General features: G+C 64.7%; 13 protein-coding genes and 3 pseudogenes. 4 read left to right on the forward strand and 12 right to left on the reverse strand.

Annotated elements, in window-relative coordinates; translation table 11 throughout:
- Nucleotides 1–196: 196 nt before the first annotated feature.
- From ACFVWD_RS54820 to ACFVWD_RS54860, 9 genes are all read right to left on the reverse strand, one after another.
- On the reverse strand, nucleotides 197–598 hold the full coding sequence (locus ACFVWD_RS54820; RefSeq protein WP_389606391.1) for a hypothetical protein: 402 nt from the start codon (nucleotides 596–598) through the stop codon (nucleotides 197–199).
- A gap of 238 nt (nucleotides 599–836) precedes the next feature.
- Nucleotides 837–998: a hypothetical protein gene (locus ACFVWD_RS54825; RefSeq protein ID WP_389606393.1), complete on the reverse strand. Its 162-nt coding sequence runs from the start codon at nucleotides 996–998 to the stop codon at nucleotides 837–839.
- Between the two features lie 195 nt (nucleotides 999–1,193).
- Nucleotides 1,194–1,826: a TetR/AcrR family transcriptional regulator gene (locus ACFVWD_RS54830; protein WP_389606394.1), complete on the reverse strand. Its 633-nt coding sequence runs from the start codon at nucleotides 1,824–1,826 to the stop codon at nucleotides 1,194–1,196.
- A gap of 48 nt (nucleotides 1,827–1,874) precedes the next feature.
- On the reverse strand, nucleotides 1,875–2,429 hold the full coding sequence (locus ACFVWD_RS54835; RefSeq protein WP_389606396.1) for a zinc ribbon domain-containing protein: 555 nt from the start codon (nucleotides 2,427–2,429) through the stop codon (nucleotides 1,875–1,877).
- Between the two features lie 501 nt (nucleotides 2,430–2,930).
- Nucleotides 2,931–3,128 carry a hypothetical protein gene (locus tag ACFVWD_RS54840; protein WP_389606398.1) on the reverse strand — a complete coding sequence of 66 codons (198 nt, stop codon included), beginning with the start codon at nucleotides 3,126–3,128 and terminating at the stop codon, nucleotides 2,931–2,933.
- A 515-nt stretch (nucleotides 3,129–3,643) separates the two neighbouring features.
- Entirely contained in the window at nucleotides 3,644–5,200 is a 1,557-nt protein-coding gene (locus ACFVWD_RS54845) for a chitinase (RefSeq protein WP_389606400.1), read from the reverse strand.
- Between the two features lie 1,028 nt (nucleotides 5,201–6,228).
- Nucleotides 6,229–6,672, reverse strand: coding sequence for a cyanase (gene cynS / locus ACFVWD_RS54850; RefSeq protein WP_389606402.1), 444 nt, complete (start codon nucleotides 6,670–6,672; stop codon nucleotides 6,229–6,231).
- Nucleotides 6,673–6,709: 37 nt separating this feature from the next.
- The gene (locus ACFVWD_RS54855) at nucleotides 6,710–6,985 is read right to left on the reverse strand and encodes a cysteine hydrolase family protein (RefSeq protein WP_389606404.1); all 276 of its coding nucleotides are present in this window, start codon (nucleotides 6,983–6,985) and stop codon (nucleotides 6,710–6,712) included.
- Between the two features lie 317 nt (nucleotides 6,986–7,302).
- Nucleotides 7,303–8,016, reverse strand: a complete 714-nt coding sequence (locus ACFVWD_RS54860) for an alpha/beta hydrolase (RefSeq protein ID WP_389606405.1) — start codon at nucleotides 8,014–8,016, stop codon at nucleotides 7,303–7,305.
- A 97-nt stretch (nucleotides 8,017–8,113) separates the two neighbouring features.
- Between ACFVWD_RS54860 and ACFVWD_RS54865 the strand changes: the two genes are divergently transcribed.
- Nucleotides 8,114–8,269, forward strand: a complete 156-nt coding sequence (locus ACFVWD_RS54865) for a hypothetical protein (protein WP_389606406.1) — start codon at nucleotides 8,114–8,116, stop codon at nucleotides 8,267–8,269.
- Nucleotides 8,270–9,278 (forward strand): annotated as a pseudogene (locus ACFVWD_RS54870) (IS630 family transposase).
- Here the strand turns inward: ACFVWD_RS54870 and ACFVWD_RS54875 are convergent.
- A complete protein-coding gene (locus tag ACFVWD_RS54875; protein WP_389606408.1) occupies nucleotides 9,202–10,047 on the reverse strand; it encodes a sulfurtransferase in 846 nt (281 codons plus the stop codon). The pseudogene ACFVWD_RS54870 and the gene ACFVWD_RS54875 overlap by 77 nt on opposite strands.
- Nucleotides 10,048–10,342: 295 nt before the next feature.
- Here ACFVWD_RS54875 and ACFVWD_RS54880 point away from each other — a divergent pair, with 295 nt between their 5' ends.
- Nucleotides 10,343–10,615, forward strand: a complete 273-nt coding sequence (locus ACFVWD_RS54880) for a hypothetical protein (protein WP_389606410.1) — start codon at nucleotides 10,343–10,345, stop codon at nucleotides 10,613–10,615.
- Nucleotides 10,616–11,234: 619 nt separating this feature from the next.
- A pseudogene (locus ACFVWD_RS54885) lies at nucleotides 11,235–11,444 on the forward strand (ATP-binding protein); the annotation flags it as partial.
- 25 nt (nucleotides 11,445–11,469) lie between these two features.
- Here the strand turns inward: ACFVWD_RS54885 and ACFVWD_RS54890 are convergent.
- Together ACFVWD_RS54890 and ACFVWD_RS54895 are read right to left on the reverse strand one after the other, a co-directional pair.
- Nucleotides 11,470–11,607: pseudogene (locus tag ACFVWD_RS54890) on the reverse strand (IS630 family transposase); the annotation flags it as partial.
- Nucleotides 11,577–11,885, reverse strand: coding sequence for an AMP-binding protein (locus tag ACFVWD_RS54895; protein WP_389606412.1), 309 nt, complete (start codon nucleotides 11,883–11,885; stop codon nucleotides 11,577–11,579). The pseudogene ACFVWD_RS54890 and the gene ACFVWD_RS54895, both read right to left, overlap by 31 nt.
- Nucleotides 11,886–13,360 lie beyond the last annotated feature (1,475 nt).

The raw sequence follows: 13,360 nt of genomic DNA on the forward strand, positions 1-13,360 counted from the left end.
CCATGGCGGCGTCCCCGCCCCACCGAACGTCATCGCCCCCAAAGCGATCCGGGACACGAAAACCCCCGTGGCACCCAACTGCTCGTACTGCATGTTCCGCCTTCCGATGATCCGTGTTGGCGCCGTGGACGGTGCTACCGCGGCCGTCGGCACGGCTGCCTCCGACGCTAGGAGGCACGACGGGAACGGGCCATGATCAGGCGTCTGGAGAACCTGCGCGTTCGTCCACGGTGGCGGTCACGCGGACGGGGGTTGCGGGCCAGTTGACGGACCTGGTGTCACGGCTGCGAGCGGGACGCTTGTGGTAGTGCGCGGGTGAGATGCTGGTGATGCGTGTGAACGCGGTGCTGAACGCCGCGCCCGCCGCGGCGTTCCCTCCCTCGCTGGCGGTCCGCTTGACCACGGCGGCCATTGAGGCCACGGTCCGTTTGCTGCAGCGCAGTTCCCGGCTGGCGGCCAGGATCCGCCAGCGCTGGAGGTAGACGAGTGGTGGCAGTCCGACGAGTTCCTTGAAGCGGGCGGCGAAGCTCGCCCGGGACATGCCCACCTGAGCGCCGAGCGTGGCGACGGTCCATGGGCGGGCCGCTTGCTGGTGCATGATCAACAGTGCACGGCCGATGCGCGGCTCGCCGAGCGCACCGAGCCAGCCCGGCAGGGCCGTTTTGTATCGAAGCGGAGCGCCCAGCTGCCCACGCCTCAAGGCCCGACAACGACCCGGCCCTGACGTTCAACGAAGCGAGAACATCGGACAGCGGATCAACCAGAGATCGCATGTGGGGTGGGCCCCCTGGCCTACAACTGCCTTTCTCCGGCGGAGCCTTGACGTAGCCGGAGGCTTAATCGATGGCGTCGACCGATTCTCCGAGGCCGGAGGACAGTTTCTCGGCGCTATCGTTGTACAGGGTGATGAGCGCGGTCAGAATGTCGCCCATCACGCCCATCATGCCGCGGTCCGGGGCGCTGTCGTCGTATGAGCAACTGCAGGAGGGCAGCGACACGCATGTGGGCACCGCCATGAAGCACCGGCCCACACCGGAGTAATTCCCCTCCGTTGGACGTGGCCACCCGGCGCACGTGGACGTGGTGGGCGCGCTCATCGTCCGCAGGGTCAGGCTCGCCCATCGCAAAGGCAAGCAGCGTAGCGAGAAGCCCCCGCCATTCACATGAGATGAATCCGTAGCGCTCCTGAAGCCTTACGGACTCTCCGGCCGCCGGTAGATGCCGTACCAGTAGCCGCATGCCATCTCGCGGGCGACCAGGGCATCGTCATGTCCATCACTTGTGGCTACCTGTTGGGCGATGACCTGTGCGCCGCCTCGCACCACCACGCCGGCTGCGCACCGCGGGTCGACATCAGCGGGTGTACGACCTGCCAGCTGTTCCTCGATCAGCAGGTTCATAGTGTGCTCAATGAATCGGTCTTGAGCCGACGTCCATGAATTCCGTACAGAAGGGTCGTAAGCAGCCACCTCGCTGATCGCTGCCAGGAGGAACGAGTGCTTACGGTAGTGCCTGAACAGCTGCTCATACGTGTGGACAAGCCCGTCAAGTCCGCCGACGGGGCCGCAGGGCTGCCAGCGCTGTACGATCTCGAGGCTGTCCGACTTGAGGAAGCCATTCAGCCGCAGGAGCACATCCACCTTGTCGCGGAAGTAGAGGTAGAACCCCGATCGGGAGATGCCGCCGGCAGCCGCGATCTGCTGCACTCCCAGCTCGGTATAGGTCTTGCCGTCGCGCATCAATTCGCCAATCCCGGACAGTATCCGCGCCTCCACTGCCGCTCGCCGGTCGGCGGCGGTGGAGGGCCGTCGAGTGGTTGATGCCATGCACCCACCCTAGTACGAAATTCCGCATGCTCTGCCGGTCTCCGCAGCTCAGGCTGTCTTGACTGTCTCGGCGGAGATCCCTTCGGTGGCCCGGAAGATTGTCCCCCCGGAACGGTCGTCGGGGGCTCGATTCGGCGACGAAAAGGAGTAATCTGCTGGTCGATGGGTTCGCTGAGGCAAATGTCGGTTGCGGGTACGGGCGTCGATCTGGCCCGGCACGGTTCGCGCGAGGTCACTGGTGGTCGCCGAGGTTATGGCCGGGACGCGTGACTCACGCCCCGCAGTCCACACGTTCTCGCCCCTGCGAGCGAGAACGTGGGAAGCGTTCCGACCGGCGTGCGCAACGCCGCCGCACGACCGGCACGCGAACTTGGCTTGGGAGATGCGGTTGAGCCGATCCACGTGCCCGCAATCCGCATCCTCTTTGGAGGAGCAGGCAGGGTCCACGAACACGAGCGGGACTCCGGCCCGGCGCGCTTTGTGGACGATCGCGCAGAAGCTGAACACGCGCCCTCGCAAGACTCTCGACTTCGACACACCTGCCGATGGGCTGACGGCCCTGTTGCGTTGATCGATTGAGTCCGCAGCTGCCATTCTTCGCATAGGAGTCGACAAAGTAGCCGTGCGCTACACGTTCATCGACTCGGAGAAGGCCAACAGGACAACCCCGGTGGGCATGGCGTCACCCTGATGTGCAAGCTGCTCGGAGTGTCCCGCTCGGGCTACTACGCCTACCACGCAGCCCGGCCGGCGGCCGAGGAGCCGGCCGTCAGGAAGCCGAACTGGTTGCCCAGATCCGGCAGATCCACACTGCGCCGCGCCGCGCATACGGTGCCCCGACGTTCACGGCGGCGCTGCGCAGGAAGGGACCGGATCGGCTCGCCCGCCAGACCGGACGCAAGGTCGCACTGATCGCCGACCGGCACCCGGTCCACCGCTCAACGGCCGGCCTCAGCCGGCTGATCGAGACCGCCGACCACGGCGAACTGCACGTGATGCCCCGCTACAGCACGAACTCAACCCCGACGAGATGTTCAACCCGCCGAGGCGCACGCCTGACGCGCACGCCGGGCCGACAACCTCGCCCACAAAACCCGCCGCTTCCTACAACATCGCCAGCGCCAGCCCCACGTCCTCCACGCTGCTCGACGAGTACGTGCAGCCGATCGCCGTCATCAAGTCGGCCGTGATTACCGTGCGCAAAGAACTCCGGGGCGGGCCGCGCAGGCACTCACCTTTGGCTAGCTGCCGCGGACCGACGTCGACCGCAGCTTCTTCGAGCGCGCATTCCACCTTCACCACGGCGGACGGCAGTGGCTGGGCGGTGGCTGGGCAGGGCGCGCTGGTGCGTACGCGGTGTGGCGCGGACTGTGGTCGTCCAGGGGGTGCGTCTGCCGCAGCCACCCGCCGGTGGCCCGCCCCACTCGGTCGCCGACGGCAGGGTCCTGCTTGAGCAATTGGGGCAGATGGCTGCCACGTTGCCCGCCACCGGCTGGTGTTCCCTCTTCAGCACCGGGGATCTCCGGAATGCCGGCGTCGCCCCCTTCGTCGGCGAGGACGGCGTACGCGTCCGCGGTCGTCGACCGCAGACGCGTACGTGGGGAGGCATTCTTGCGCTGCGTGAATACCGGGGCCGGCCGACGCGGATCCGGACACTATGCGCTGAGGACAGCCCGGTCAGGTTCACTTAATTGAAGAATCGAGACCAACTCGGCAGTGAGAGTGGCCAGTTCCTCCGCCCGCGCTGCCACGCGCTCGAGCGCCACATCCGCCAGAATGAACCAGACAACGACATCACCGAACAGCAGTCGCAAGATCTACACTGCGGTACAGGTCTCGTATCTGGGGTCACCAGCGATATCGACGCAATCGAAAGAATTCTTGGGTCCAGAGTGCCATCCTGTCATGTTTTCGGTGGCCCAACTGGCAGGGGTCCCGCCGCATCCAATGTGGAGTGAATACCGCTCGTTCTCCGGGATATCGGTCCACCAGTCCGCCTTAGCCCCATCCCCGACTCCCCTCCAAGCCGCGAACCGGGAGTCCGCCGAGTGGGAAGTCTGCACCCACACTCCTACGATCGGGTTTCCTGATTCGCAGCGCACCTGGCCGGCGATACGGATTGGGGTCACAGAGGGCTGCGAAGAGGGCTGCGAAGAGGGTTTCGAAGACGGCGCATCAGACTTCTCCGATGTTTCTGGGCTGGGTGCAGCGCTGGTTGGGCTGGTGCTGGGCGAAGGGCTCTCCGTGTCCGTATCCTGAGGAGGCTGAGGGCCACCGAGATTTCCATTGACACCATTCATGATGCGTGAGAACTGCCATTGGGATTGAGATACTCCACTACAGTTCTGCGAATTATCCCCTCCCCCTTCACACTGCCGATCACGCCCGATGGCCCAGAATGCGATTTGCTGAATATTCTTGGACACGGCGAAGTCAACGAGGGTCTGAGCGTCAGCGGTGGAGAATACCTCGCTCTGGATATCATTGACTCCGATCATGGGAGTGTTTCCTTCCATCCCCCACAACTGCTCATCCGTCTTTCCAGGCCATACCTCTTTGAGCTGGTCATGGAGAGCGGTAGCGGCCTGAACTGCGGCTTTCCCCATATCCTCGGGACCGCCGTAGTCCATGGTCATTATGTTGACCAGGTTGACATCGAGTCCGTTATCCGCGGCATTCTTCAACAGGGCCTGACCGCTGCCCGTAAGTCCCGACGGGGCAACCGGAAGCGTATAATTGACCGTCAGCGTCTTACCAGCCGCAGCGTACTCCTGCTGAAGCTCGGACAGTGCCTTGCTCCGTCGATCGTTCGCAGAATGATCTTCAAGAGGAGCTCCTTCGATATCGAAATCGACTCGGGTCAGATCGAGCGCGTCAATAACCTTCTTGTATTGCACTTTCAGTGAATCGACTGAGGTGCACGAGACGCCGACCTCTGTACCGGATGCCCCACCGAATGAAGCAATAACATCGCCTCCCGCAGCCCGGTTCTCGCTGATGGCTGAGAGCCAACCAGGATCGGTCACGTCGGTCGTTCCATTGAATTTTGCGTCACAACCGCCACCATCGATAATGAAGGCAAGATTGAAATACTTCAGCCCTGCTGCATTACGTACCTCTGCCACTACAGACGGAGATTTCCAGGTCTCGAGGTAAGGAGCCGCATAGCGTGCAGGAAAACCAGAACCAGCCGCTGCGGCTTGATCGTCTCCACTAAAGGACAACGCACCAAAGTCGGGCGCCTTGCCTGCGGCAGGCTTGTCTTTCAAGCCGTGATCAGGGTTATGACTGCTGGAGCTAGGACTGCCGGTACACGCCGAAAGGAGTACAGCGCCGAATACTGCGGCGGCGGCGGTGACTGTCCGGTATCTCATCTGACCTTCCTTCTCTCTGCGAGGGCATCGGCCATCACGCCCCGTTACAGTCACAACGGCCCTCAGCGCCATGTGGATCAACAAGATCATGAGGTTGATCACTGAGCTGCTTCAGAGTGGCCACTGATCGAGTGACGAGCGGAGGGGCGTAACAGGCGAGGCCCTCGGACTGTTGAGCGAGATGTCTCACGTCTCAACTCGTCAGCCAGGGGGCCTCGTTGGTGACCTATCCTCGCGTCGCACTCGACCATCTGCTCGCATATCCCCATCGCCCGCACCGCGTTCACCGCCCTCGGTGACCAGCAAGGGCGGCACCCTGGCGGATGATGCCGCCCCTTTGCGCAGCCGGGATGCGACGACCGGCGCGGCGATGAGGTGGAAGCGGTGACGATGTCGAAAGCGCAGGCCGCGGACCTTGGCCTAGCCGGAGGAGGCGCCCTGCTTGGCCCAGCCGTAGACCTGCTTCACCTCGGAGTCCCTGGCTAGGAGCAGCACCCGATGTGCGCCCGGCAGCAGTTCGCGGTATGCCACCGGATTCCCGGTGAATGCCCGTGCGGCGGACTGCAGTTGGCGCACCGGCCAGGGTGAAGGCGCGCAGGAAGGTGCCCAGCGTGGACGGCGCCCGCACCCCGGCCCACGCCTTCTGCATCGCGCCGTACCGCAGCACGTCGAGGCCGTCGATACTGTCCGCGCCCGCCGCCTGCCCGCGACCAGCGATACCGCCATCGCGTCCATGGCCGTTCCGGCACCATTGCCGGCCCCGGTCAGCCGGACCTCCGCACCGACCCGGTCCGGCACAACGCACTGCTCGACAAGCCGGACAGCAGCGGCACTCCCGCCGTACCCGAGAACGGACGCGCCAATGGCCCGCCACGAAGGCGGCCGCCGAGGTATGGAAGCACTCCCTTACGAAGGTCCTTGCTGATCGTGCATGCTGGAAGCGCAGAGAACTCCCATCACCGCAGGTCACAAGGCACTTGCTCGTTTCAACCCCAGTCCCGGACAGGGATTGGACGATGGATCCAGGCTCAGTAGGGCTTGTAGGGTAGGAACTTGCCGCTCATGGTGATGCCGACTCGGTCGCCGGCATCGTCCTCCTGGCGGACCACCTCCATGCGGAAATCGATGGCGCTCATAATGCCGTCACCGAATTCCTCATGGATGAGTTCCTTGAGAGTTGTGCCGTAGACGCTCACGATTTCGTAGAGCCGGTAGATGAGAGGGTCTGATGGCACCGGCCTGTCCAGCGTGCCCCGGGCCACGGGCACTTGCAGCACGGCAATCGCTTTGTGAGGAAGCTTGAAGATGGCGGCCACCTGGGCCGCCTGCTCCGCGGTGAAGGCCATCTGGCCAAGGCAGGCGGCCGTGACCCACTCCTTGCTTCCGCCGAGTGCCGCAGCAACGTCTGACCACCGGATACCGTTTTGGATCTTCGATTCCATGATCCGCTCGGTGACTTCGCTTCTGTTCATGTCTCGCCTTCTGCTCTCGGGGGGAGTTTGCCTGTCGTCAGGCCGAGCGCAGCTGGCTGATGGTCTGCTCGGTGGACCATACGGCGCTGGCCAGGAAACGGAAGTTGATCAGCACAGCCAGGTAGCCGTCACCTTGGGGCGGTCGGGGTCCGGCGGTGGCGTCGCGGACGACAACGACCTCGAACACCTGCTCGTCGAGCAGTTCCCGGAGGCGCCCCTCAGTGCACAGGTTGGCGGCCATGCCGGCAAGGATCACCTGTGAGATGCCACGCATGCGCAATTGGAGGACGAGGTCGTTCGACTCCGGACCCACGGTCTTGTGCGGGGAACAATGGAGTCATCCGTCCCGTCATCGCCGAGCGAGGCCAACCGCACGGCTCTGGCTGGGAATCTTCCGCCGGGTCGGTCGAACGCACCATGAACCTCCTGGCCCCACGGCTTCCGGCGCCTGCGCATCTGCTGGAACGGCGCGATGACATCCACGAGGCATTCATCGGCGTCGCCACCTGCCTGATCACCTACCGGCTGTTCGGCGCCTCTGTTGGGACCTCTCCGTAAACGCCTGAGGTGTCTTCGGGCGGGCAGGACATGGCTGTTCGCGCACCGGCGTTGAGCTCCGCTGCTGGGGGGTCAGTCTGCTTCTTCGAGTGCGATGTGCGCGAGAAGAGCGGCAAGTTCCGAGGGCATTGACAGGAACGGCGAGTGGCTGCTCTGCAGCCGACAAATGGTCTTGGCTCGGGCAGCGAGCTTCTCCTGTGCCTGGGGCGGCAGAGACCGGTCCTGCTCGCAGATGACATAGGTGGAGGGAACGGTTCGCCACCCCGCCTTTGTCACGCGCTCGCTGAAGGATCTTAGACTTTGCGGCACTAGCTGCTGCACTGCTCGCGCCGTCTCCGCTTCGGGCACATCGGCGTAGAGAGCAGCATCGCTGTTTTCCGCAGGCGGGATGACGCCTTTCGGATTCTCTGGTTCGGGAGCGCCGTGGAAGCCAAGCAGGCTCTCTCCCACGTCCAGTTGATATCCCGCAAGGTAGACGGCATGCGAGACGTTGGGGGCCTCGGCGATGGCTTGGGTGACTGGAATGCCGCCGTACGAGTGACCGACGACCACCACGGCTCCCTTGATGCCTTCAAGGGTCTCCTTGATGGCCTGCGCGTCCCCGTGAACGCCGACGAGCTGTTCGGTGACAGGGACGCCTGACCTCACAGCGCTGGGCAGTGCGACCGTGCGAGTCGTCCAGCCGTCGTCAGCGAGTGCGGACTCCAGTCGCTCCCAGCACCAGGGGCCGTGCCACGCTCCGTGCACGAGGAGCAGCGTGGGACGGGGTACTTCGGTGGTAGCCAAGTCAAATCTCCTAGTGCTGTGACCGCGTTGGTTCGCCGGGTTGGTGGTCGTGGCGGTTGGATGGGCGGTGACGTTCGATCCGACTGCTGGAGGTGCGGTGGTTGAGCCTGTCCGTGTACGCAGACTGACCGATCAGGAGGGGCAGAAGCTGCAGCAGATCGTGCGCCGGGGCAGCACCAGCTCGGTGCGTTACCGGCGGGCGATGATGCTGCTGGCGTCGGCCGACGGGAACCGGGTGCCGGTGATCGCCTAGCTGGTGCAGGCCGACGAGGACACCGTCCGGGATGTGATCCACCGGTTCAACGAGATCGGCCTGGCCTGTTTGGACCCTTGGTGGGCGGGAGGCCGTCCCCGCCGACTCAGCCCTGACGACGAGGACTTCGTCGTGGCGACGGCCACCACCCGCCCGACCAAGCTCGGCCAGCCCTTCACCCGCTGGTCATTGCGCAAACTCGTCGCCTACCTGCGCAAAGTCCACGGCCGGATGATCCTCATCGGCCGCGAAGCCGTTACGCGGACTGCTCGCCCGCCACGGCGTCACCTTCCAGCGCACCAAGACGTGGAAGCAGTCCCTCGATCCGGAACGCGAGACGAAGCTGGACCGGATCGAGGGGGGGCGCTTCCCGGACCGTGTTTCGCGTTCGACGAGTTCGGCCCGCTCGGGATTCGGCCCACCGCAGGCTCGGGCGGGGCCCGGCCAGGGGCACCCCCACCGGCTGCCGGCCACCTACCACCGCACTCACGGGGGTGCGTTACTTCCACGGCTGTTACTCGGTCGGCGACGACACCCTGTGGGGCGTCAACCACCGCAGGAGGGGCGCCGGGAACACACTGGCCGCGCTGAAGTCGATCCGCGCCGCCCGGCCCGACGGCGCACCGACTACGTGATCCTGGACAACCTCTCCGCCCACAAAGTTGCCGACATCCGCCGCTGGGCGAAGAAGCACAAGGTCGAACTGTGCTTCACCCCGACCTACGCCTCGTGGGCGAACCCGATCGAGGCGCACTTCGGACCGCTGAGGCAGTTCACCATCGCCAACTCCAACCACCCCAACCACCCCAAGCACACCGTGCAGACCCGGGCCCTGCACGCCTACCTGCGCTGGCGCAACGCCAACGCCCGCCACCGCGACGTCCTGGCCGCCGAACGCAAGGAACGCGCCCGCATCCGCAGCGAAAAAAGCGTTACTTGTTGGCGCCGAGCTCGATCGGGACGCCGATCAGGGAGCCGTACTCGGTCCAGGAGCCGTCGTAGTTCTTGACGTTCTCGACACCGAGCAGCTCGTGCAGGACGAACCAGGTCAGGGCCGAGCGCTCGCCGATACGGCAGTAGGCGATGGTGTCCGTGGCCAGGTCGACGTTCTCCTCGGCGTAGAGCTTCTTCAGCTCGTCGTCCGACCTGAAGGTGCCGTCGTCGTTGGCGTTCTTCGACCAGGGGATGTTGCGGGCGGTCGGGACGTGGCCGGGGCGCTGCGACTGCTCCTGCGGCAGGTGGGCGGGCGCGAGCAGCTTGCCGGAGAACTCGTCGGGCGAGCGGACGTCGACCAGGTTCTGGCTGCCGATGGCCGCCACCACGTCGTCGCGGAAGGCGCGGATGGAGGTGTCCTGCGGCTGGGCCTTGTAGTCGGTCGCCGGGCGCTCGGGCGCCTCGGTGCCGTCGACCAGCTCGCGGGCGTCGAGCTCCCATTTCTTGCGGCCGCCGTCGAGGAGCTTGACGTTCTCGTGGCCGTACAGCTTGAAGTACCAGTAGGCGTAGGACGCGAACCAGTTGTTGTTGCCGCCGTAGAGGACCACCAGCGTGTCGTTGGCGATGCCCTTCTCCGACAGGAGCTTCTCGAAGCCCTCCTGGTCGATGAAGTCACGGCGGACCGGGTCCTGGAGGTCCTGCGTCCAGTCGATCCGGATGGCGTTCTTGATGTGGTTCTTCTCGTACGCGAACGTGTCCTCGTCGACCTCGACGACGGCGATGTTCGGGTTGTCGAGGTTGGCCTCGACCCAGTCGGCATCGACCAGGACGTCGCTGCGGCTCATGCTCTTTCTCCTCCGGGGCAGTTGCGGCGGGGCGTGCAAGTGAGAGGGATGCGCGCGCTCGGGATCGAGGGCAGCGCACGGATGCCCTGGGCAGGGCGGCGGGGGAACGCGGAAGTCGGAGCTTCCGCTCAGAAGGCGCCCACCGGCGCGAAAGAGGCGAGCGCTGCGGCTCGTGTACAGAACATCGAGAAATACCCCCGAATGGTCTTTCCGCTCCGGACGTTCCGAAGTGTTCAGCCCTTGCTACGGAGCCGGCGCCTGAAGGGTTCTGCCCATATCACTCCGAGACACAACTGTGACCATTTTCGCCACCACGAGCTTCCCGTCCGTTTACCGAGAACCCGTCACCGAGCTCTCCGATCTGCTGGTCGCATACGCGGTGCGCAAGCCGGCCTGCCGCACGCCAGGGGCACCGGAGCCAACGGGGCCGAATTCGATCCGGAAGCGCGCTGGGACGACGGCCGATTTGCGGGCGGCCCGTGCGCTGGCCGAGCCCGTCCAACTGCCCGACTTCATGGACGGCTACTGGGCCGTGTGGCTGCCCGACGGAGAGATCTCGCTCGGGTGAGGGCCCGGCTTTGATATCGGATGCCGTGACCGCTTGCACCGATCGCCTCGTACATCCGAACCACAGCCGGGAGAACCAGCAGTGACCGTGCTCGCCATCGAGATTGCTGGCACCTCCGGATCAGCCCGATCTGATGCGGGGTGGGACTGTGCAGACTGGCCCTCGGATCCTCATTCTGGGCCACCGCCACGACCACGGCCCATTTCATTTCCAGCAGTTCGCGTTTGAGCCGGTAGATGCGGCCGCCGTGGCGCGTTGTCTGGGCAAAAGGGAACGCGCCCGCATCCGCAGCGAGAAAAGCATCCGCTGGGGCGGACGCCCCCTCAAAGCCGCAGCCTGACCCCAACCCGGCGAACCTACGCGGTCACAGCACTAGCCGTGCCAAAACGACCGCTTTAGGGAGCTACCGATCGCGAACAGCACGAGTCACGGAGCCGCTTTCATCGAGCGGTGCAGTTGCACGCTAAATCGGCAGCCGGGGGCTGCGCTGTGCGTGACGAGCGGCATCTGGCCGCTGGTGTGCGGGCCACCGACTTCCCTGAGTTGCTGCGACAAGCCGTGACAGCGTCGGGTTCCTCCGCCTTCTCGGCCGGGATGAAACCCCGGTGGGTCAGCGCTGGTCATCTCCAAGCGTTACGAGAAGGGCTCCATCATCCTGACCTCGAACAAGACCTTCAGCGAATGGGGCCAGGTCTTCGGCGACGAGGTCCTCGCCACCGCGATCCGCGACCGGCTCCTCCACCACTGCGAAGTGATCGCGATCAACGGGCCCAGCTACCGGCTCAAGAACCGCCTCCAGGCCATCGAGCGAGAGACCGAAGTGGCCTGACAACTGGGGACGTTCGCCCGTACGCGACCGGGGAGCGAAATCCGTACGCCGACATCATCGCCCGCCGGTAGCGAACCGAACTCGTGCTGCCCCGGCGCACGATCTGCTGCAGCTTCTGCCCCTCCTGGTCGGTCAGTCTGCGCACACGGACAGGCTCAGCCACCGCACCTCCAGCAGCGGCACATACGCTGCGCCCGCTTTCGAAACACCCAGCAGGACCGTCACCAGCCCCAGCCCGCGTGGGAGACATACTCCGATCACGCTATCGGGGCCGACCCCTCGCGCCGCCAGCCGCCGCGCCAGTCTGTCGGCACGGGAGTTGAGCTCAGCAAAACTTGCCCGCTCGCCCTGGCAGCTCACCGCGGGCGACTCCGAGGCGATCCGGACCCTCTCTTCAAAAGCGGCCACCAAGTCATGATCCGACGCGGTATTGCGGCTCATCGGTGTCCTTCCCCTGCTACTGATGCGAGAGACCGGCCACAAATGTGAGTTGAGCCTCGCCGATTGGCAGGCTGCTCGTCAGTCAACTTCGGTACCCCTTGCCTATCCCACACGACGACTCACAGGAGCGTCAGTCAGACCGAAGCCGCATGCCGCACCCACCTGCTGCACGGCTGAGGCCACTCACATGGTTCACTGGCGTTGGGGAGATGCTTCGAAGTGCGCCGCCGGATCCCGGACGGTGTCCCGCCCAGTGGTGCGGTCACTCGCTGATCTGGTTCGGATCCGGTAGGGGAAGCTGGCGGACGTCTCCAGTGGGTTTGGGATTGAGGAGTTCGGCCATGGAGCCCTTCGGCGAGGTAGCGGCGGTCGAACCACGCCGAGGAATGGGACTTGTCCATCCTTCACCCTGAGCCGCGAAGGCCTGCAAAACCATCGCACAAACAACTGGATCTTGCATGGGGCACCTCGCGGTACGAAATGGGTGGACAGGGAAAGGAACGACTGCTTGGATCCTGCGGGTATTCACCGAGGCGGCGAGCTGCCAACAAACGCTGGTCAGGCCGGTTGCACCCACAGCAACGGGTGTACAAGCACGGTCAGAGGAAGCAGAAGGGGAATTCGGCAGTGCCTTCCCAGCACCGGCGCCTATCGAACCCGACGGACAGAACAAAACCCGCGTCACCAGACGGGGAAGACTCCACCACCCAACCGGCGGCACCTGAGCCTGAAGTACCCGGACCCGCCAGGTCCCTTGCCCGAATGACGTCTGCACGGCCTGCGACGGCGCAGAGGCACCCACAGTCACCAGCGCGCCGTTGACGCCGCCAGGCCTCGAGCAGGGTTCCCTCCTGCTCCGTCAACCCAAGGTCCCGAACTTTGCCACTCGTCCAGTTGTTGAAATCCGCAGGAGCGACACCAATAGGTTTCGCAACTTCAGTCTGGCGCACATAGGGGTTTGCGCTGAAACTCCGCAGGTGTTCTGTCACCTGTTCCGGCTTCGTTGGCAAAACGGCCTCCATTGGAAATGAGCCGCCGCTGACGGCCAACGGAAGACTCTGTCCTGCTCAACGCACGTCCCCACACCGTGGTTCACACGCCGCCCGGACCGGGCGGAGACACGCAGTTCTTGATGCCCATCGTGACTCGTCGTTCTACGAGGGCGGGGGCGAGGGGTGAGCCGTCCCCGCCTGCCGGAACTCAGGCGGACGGCTGCAACGGAGGCTGGTCCGTCGGCGAAGCGGACCGAGGCGACATCCTCAGTAGAGCCCGATGAGAGGTCAGGGACACCGGACGCCAGCACCGCAAAGGTGCCGGTGCAGTTGGGCTTGGACCAGGTTGCGGACCGGGTGCTGGTGGGCGTTTACCCAAAGCCCGGGTGTTTAAAAAACCCGGCCTGGGGTTACGCCCCATGAAACCAAAGGTAGGATAGTGGGTTATTACCATTGAGGCGGGAATACCAACAAGGAGCTGTA

This window comes from Streptomyces sp. NPDC058086 (assembly GCF_042885015.1).
Lineage (GTDB): Bacteria > Actinomycetota > Actinomycetes > Streptomycetales > Streptomycetaceae > Streptomyces.

Excerpts from the sequence above, each read along its gene's own strand:
- ACFVWD_RS54845 (WP_389606400.1), bottom strand. The coding sequence starts at position 5,200 with ATGAGATACCGGACAGTCACCGCCGCCGCCGCAGTATTCGGCGCTGTA.
- ACFVWD_RS54830 (WP_389606394.1), bottom strand. The coding sequence starts at position 1,826 with ATGGCATCAACCACTCGACGGCCCTCCACCGCCGCCGACCGGCGAGCG.
- cynS (WP_389606402.1), bottom strand. The coding sequence starts at position 6,672 with ATGAACAGAAGCGAAGTCACCGAGCGGATCATGGAATCGAAGATCCAA.
- ACFVWD_RS54835 (WP_389606396.1), bottom strand. The coding sequence starts at position 2,429 with ATGCGAAGAATGGCAGCTGCGGACTCAATCGATCAACGCAACAGGGCC.
- ACFVWD_RS54820 (WP_389606391.1), bottom strand. The coding sequence starts at position 598 with ATGCACCAGCAAGCGGCCCGCCCATGGACCGTCGCCACGCTCGGCGCT.
- ACFVWD_RS54895 (WP_389606412.1), bottom strand. The coding sequence starts at position 11,885 with ATGAGCCGCAATACCGCGTCGGATCATGACTTGGTGGCCGCTTTTGAA.
- ACFVWD_RS54875 (WP_389606408.1), bottom strand. The coding sequence starts at position 10,047 with ATGAGCCGCAGCGACGTCCTGGTCGATGCCGACTGGGTCGAGGCCAAC.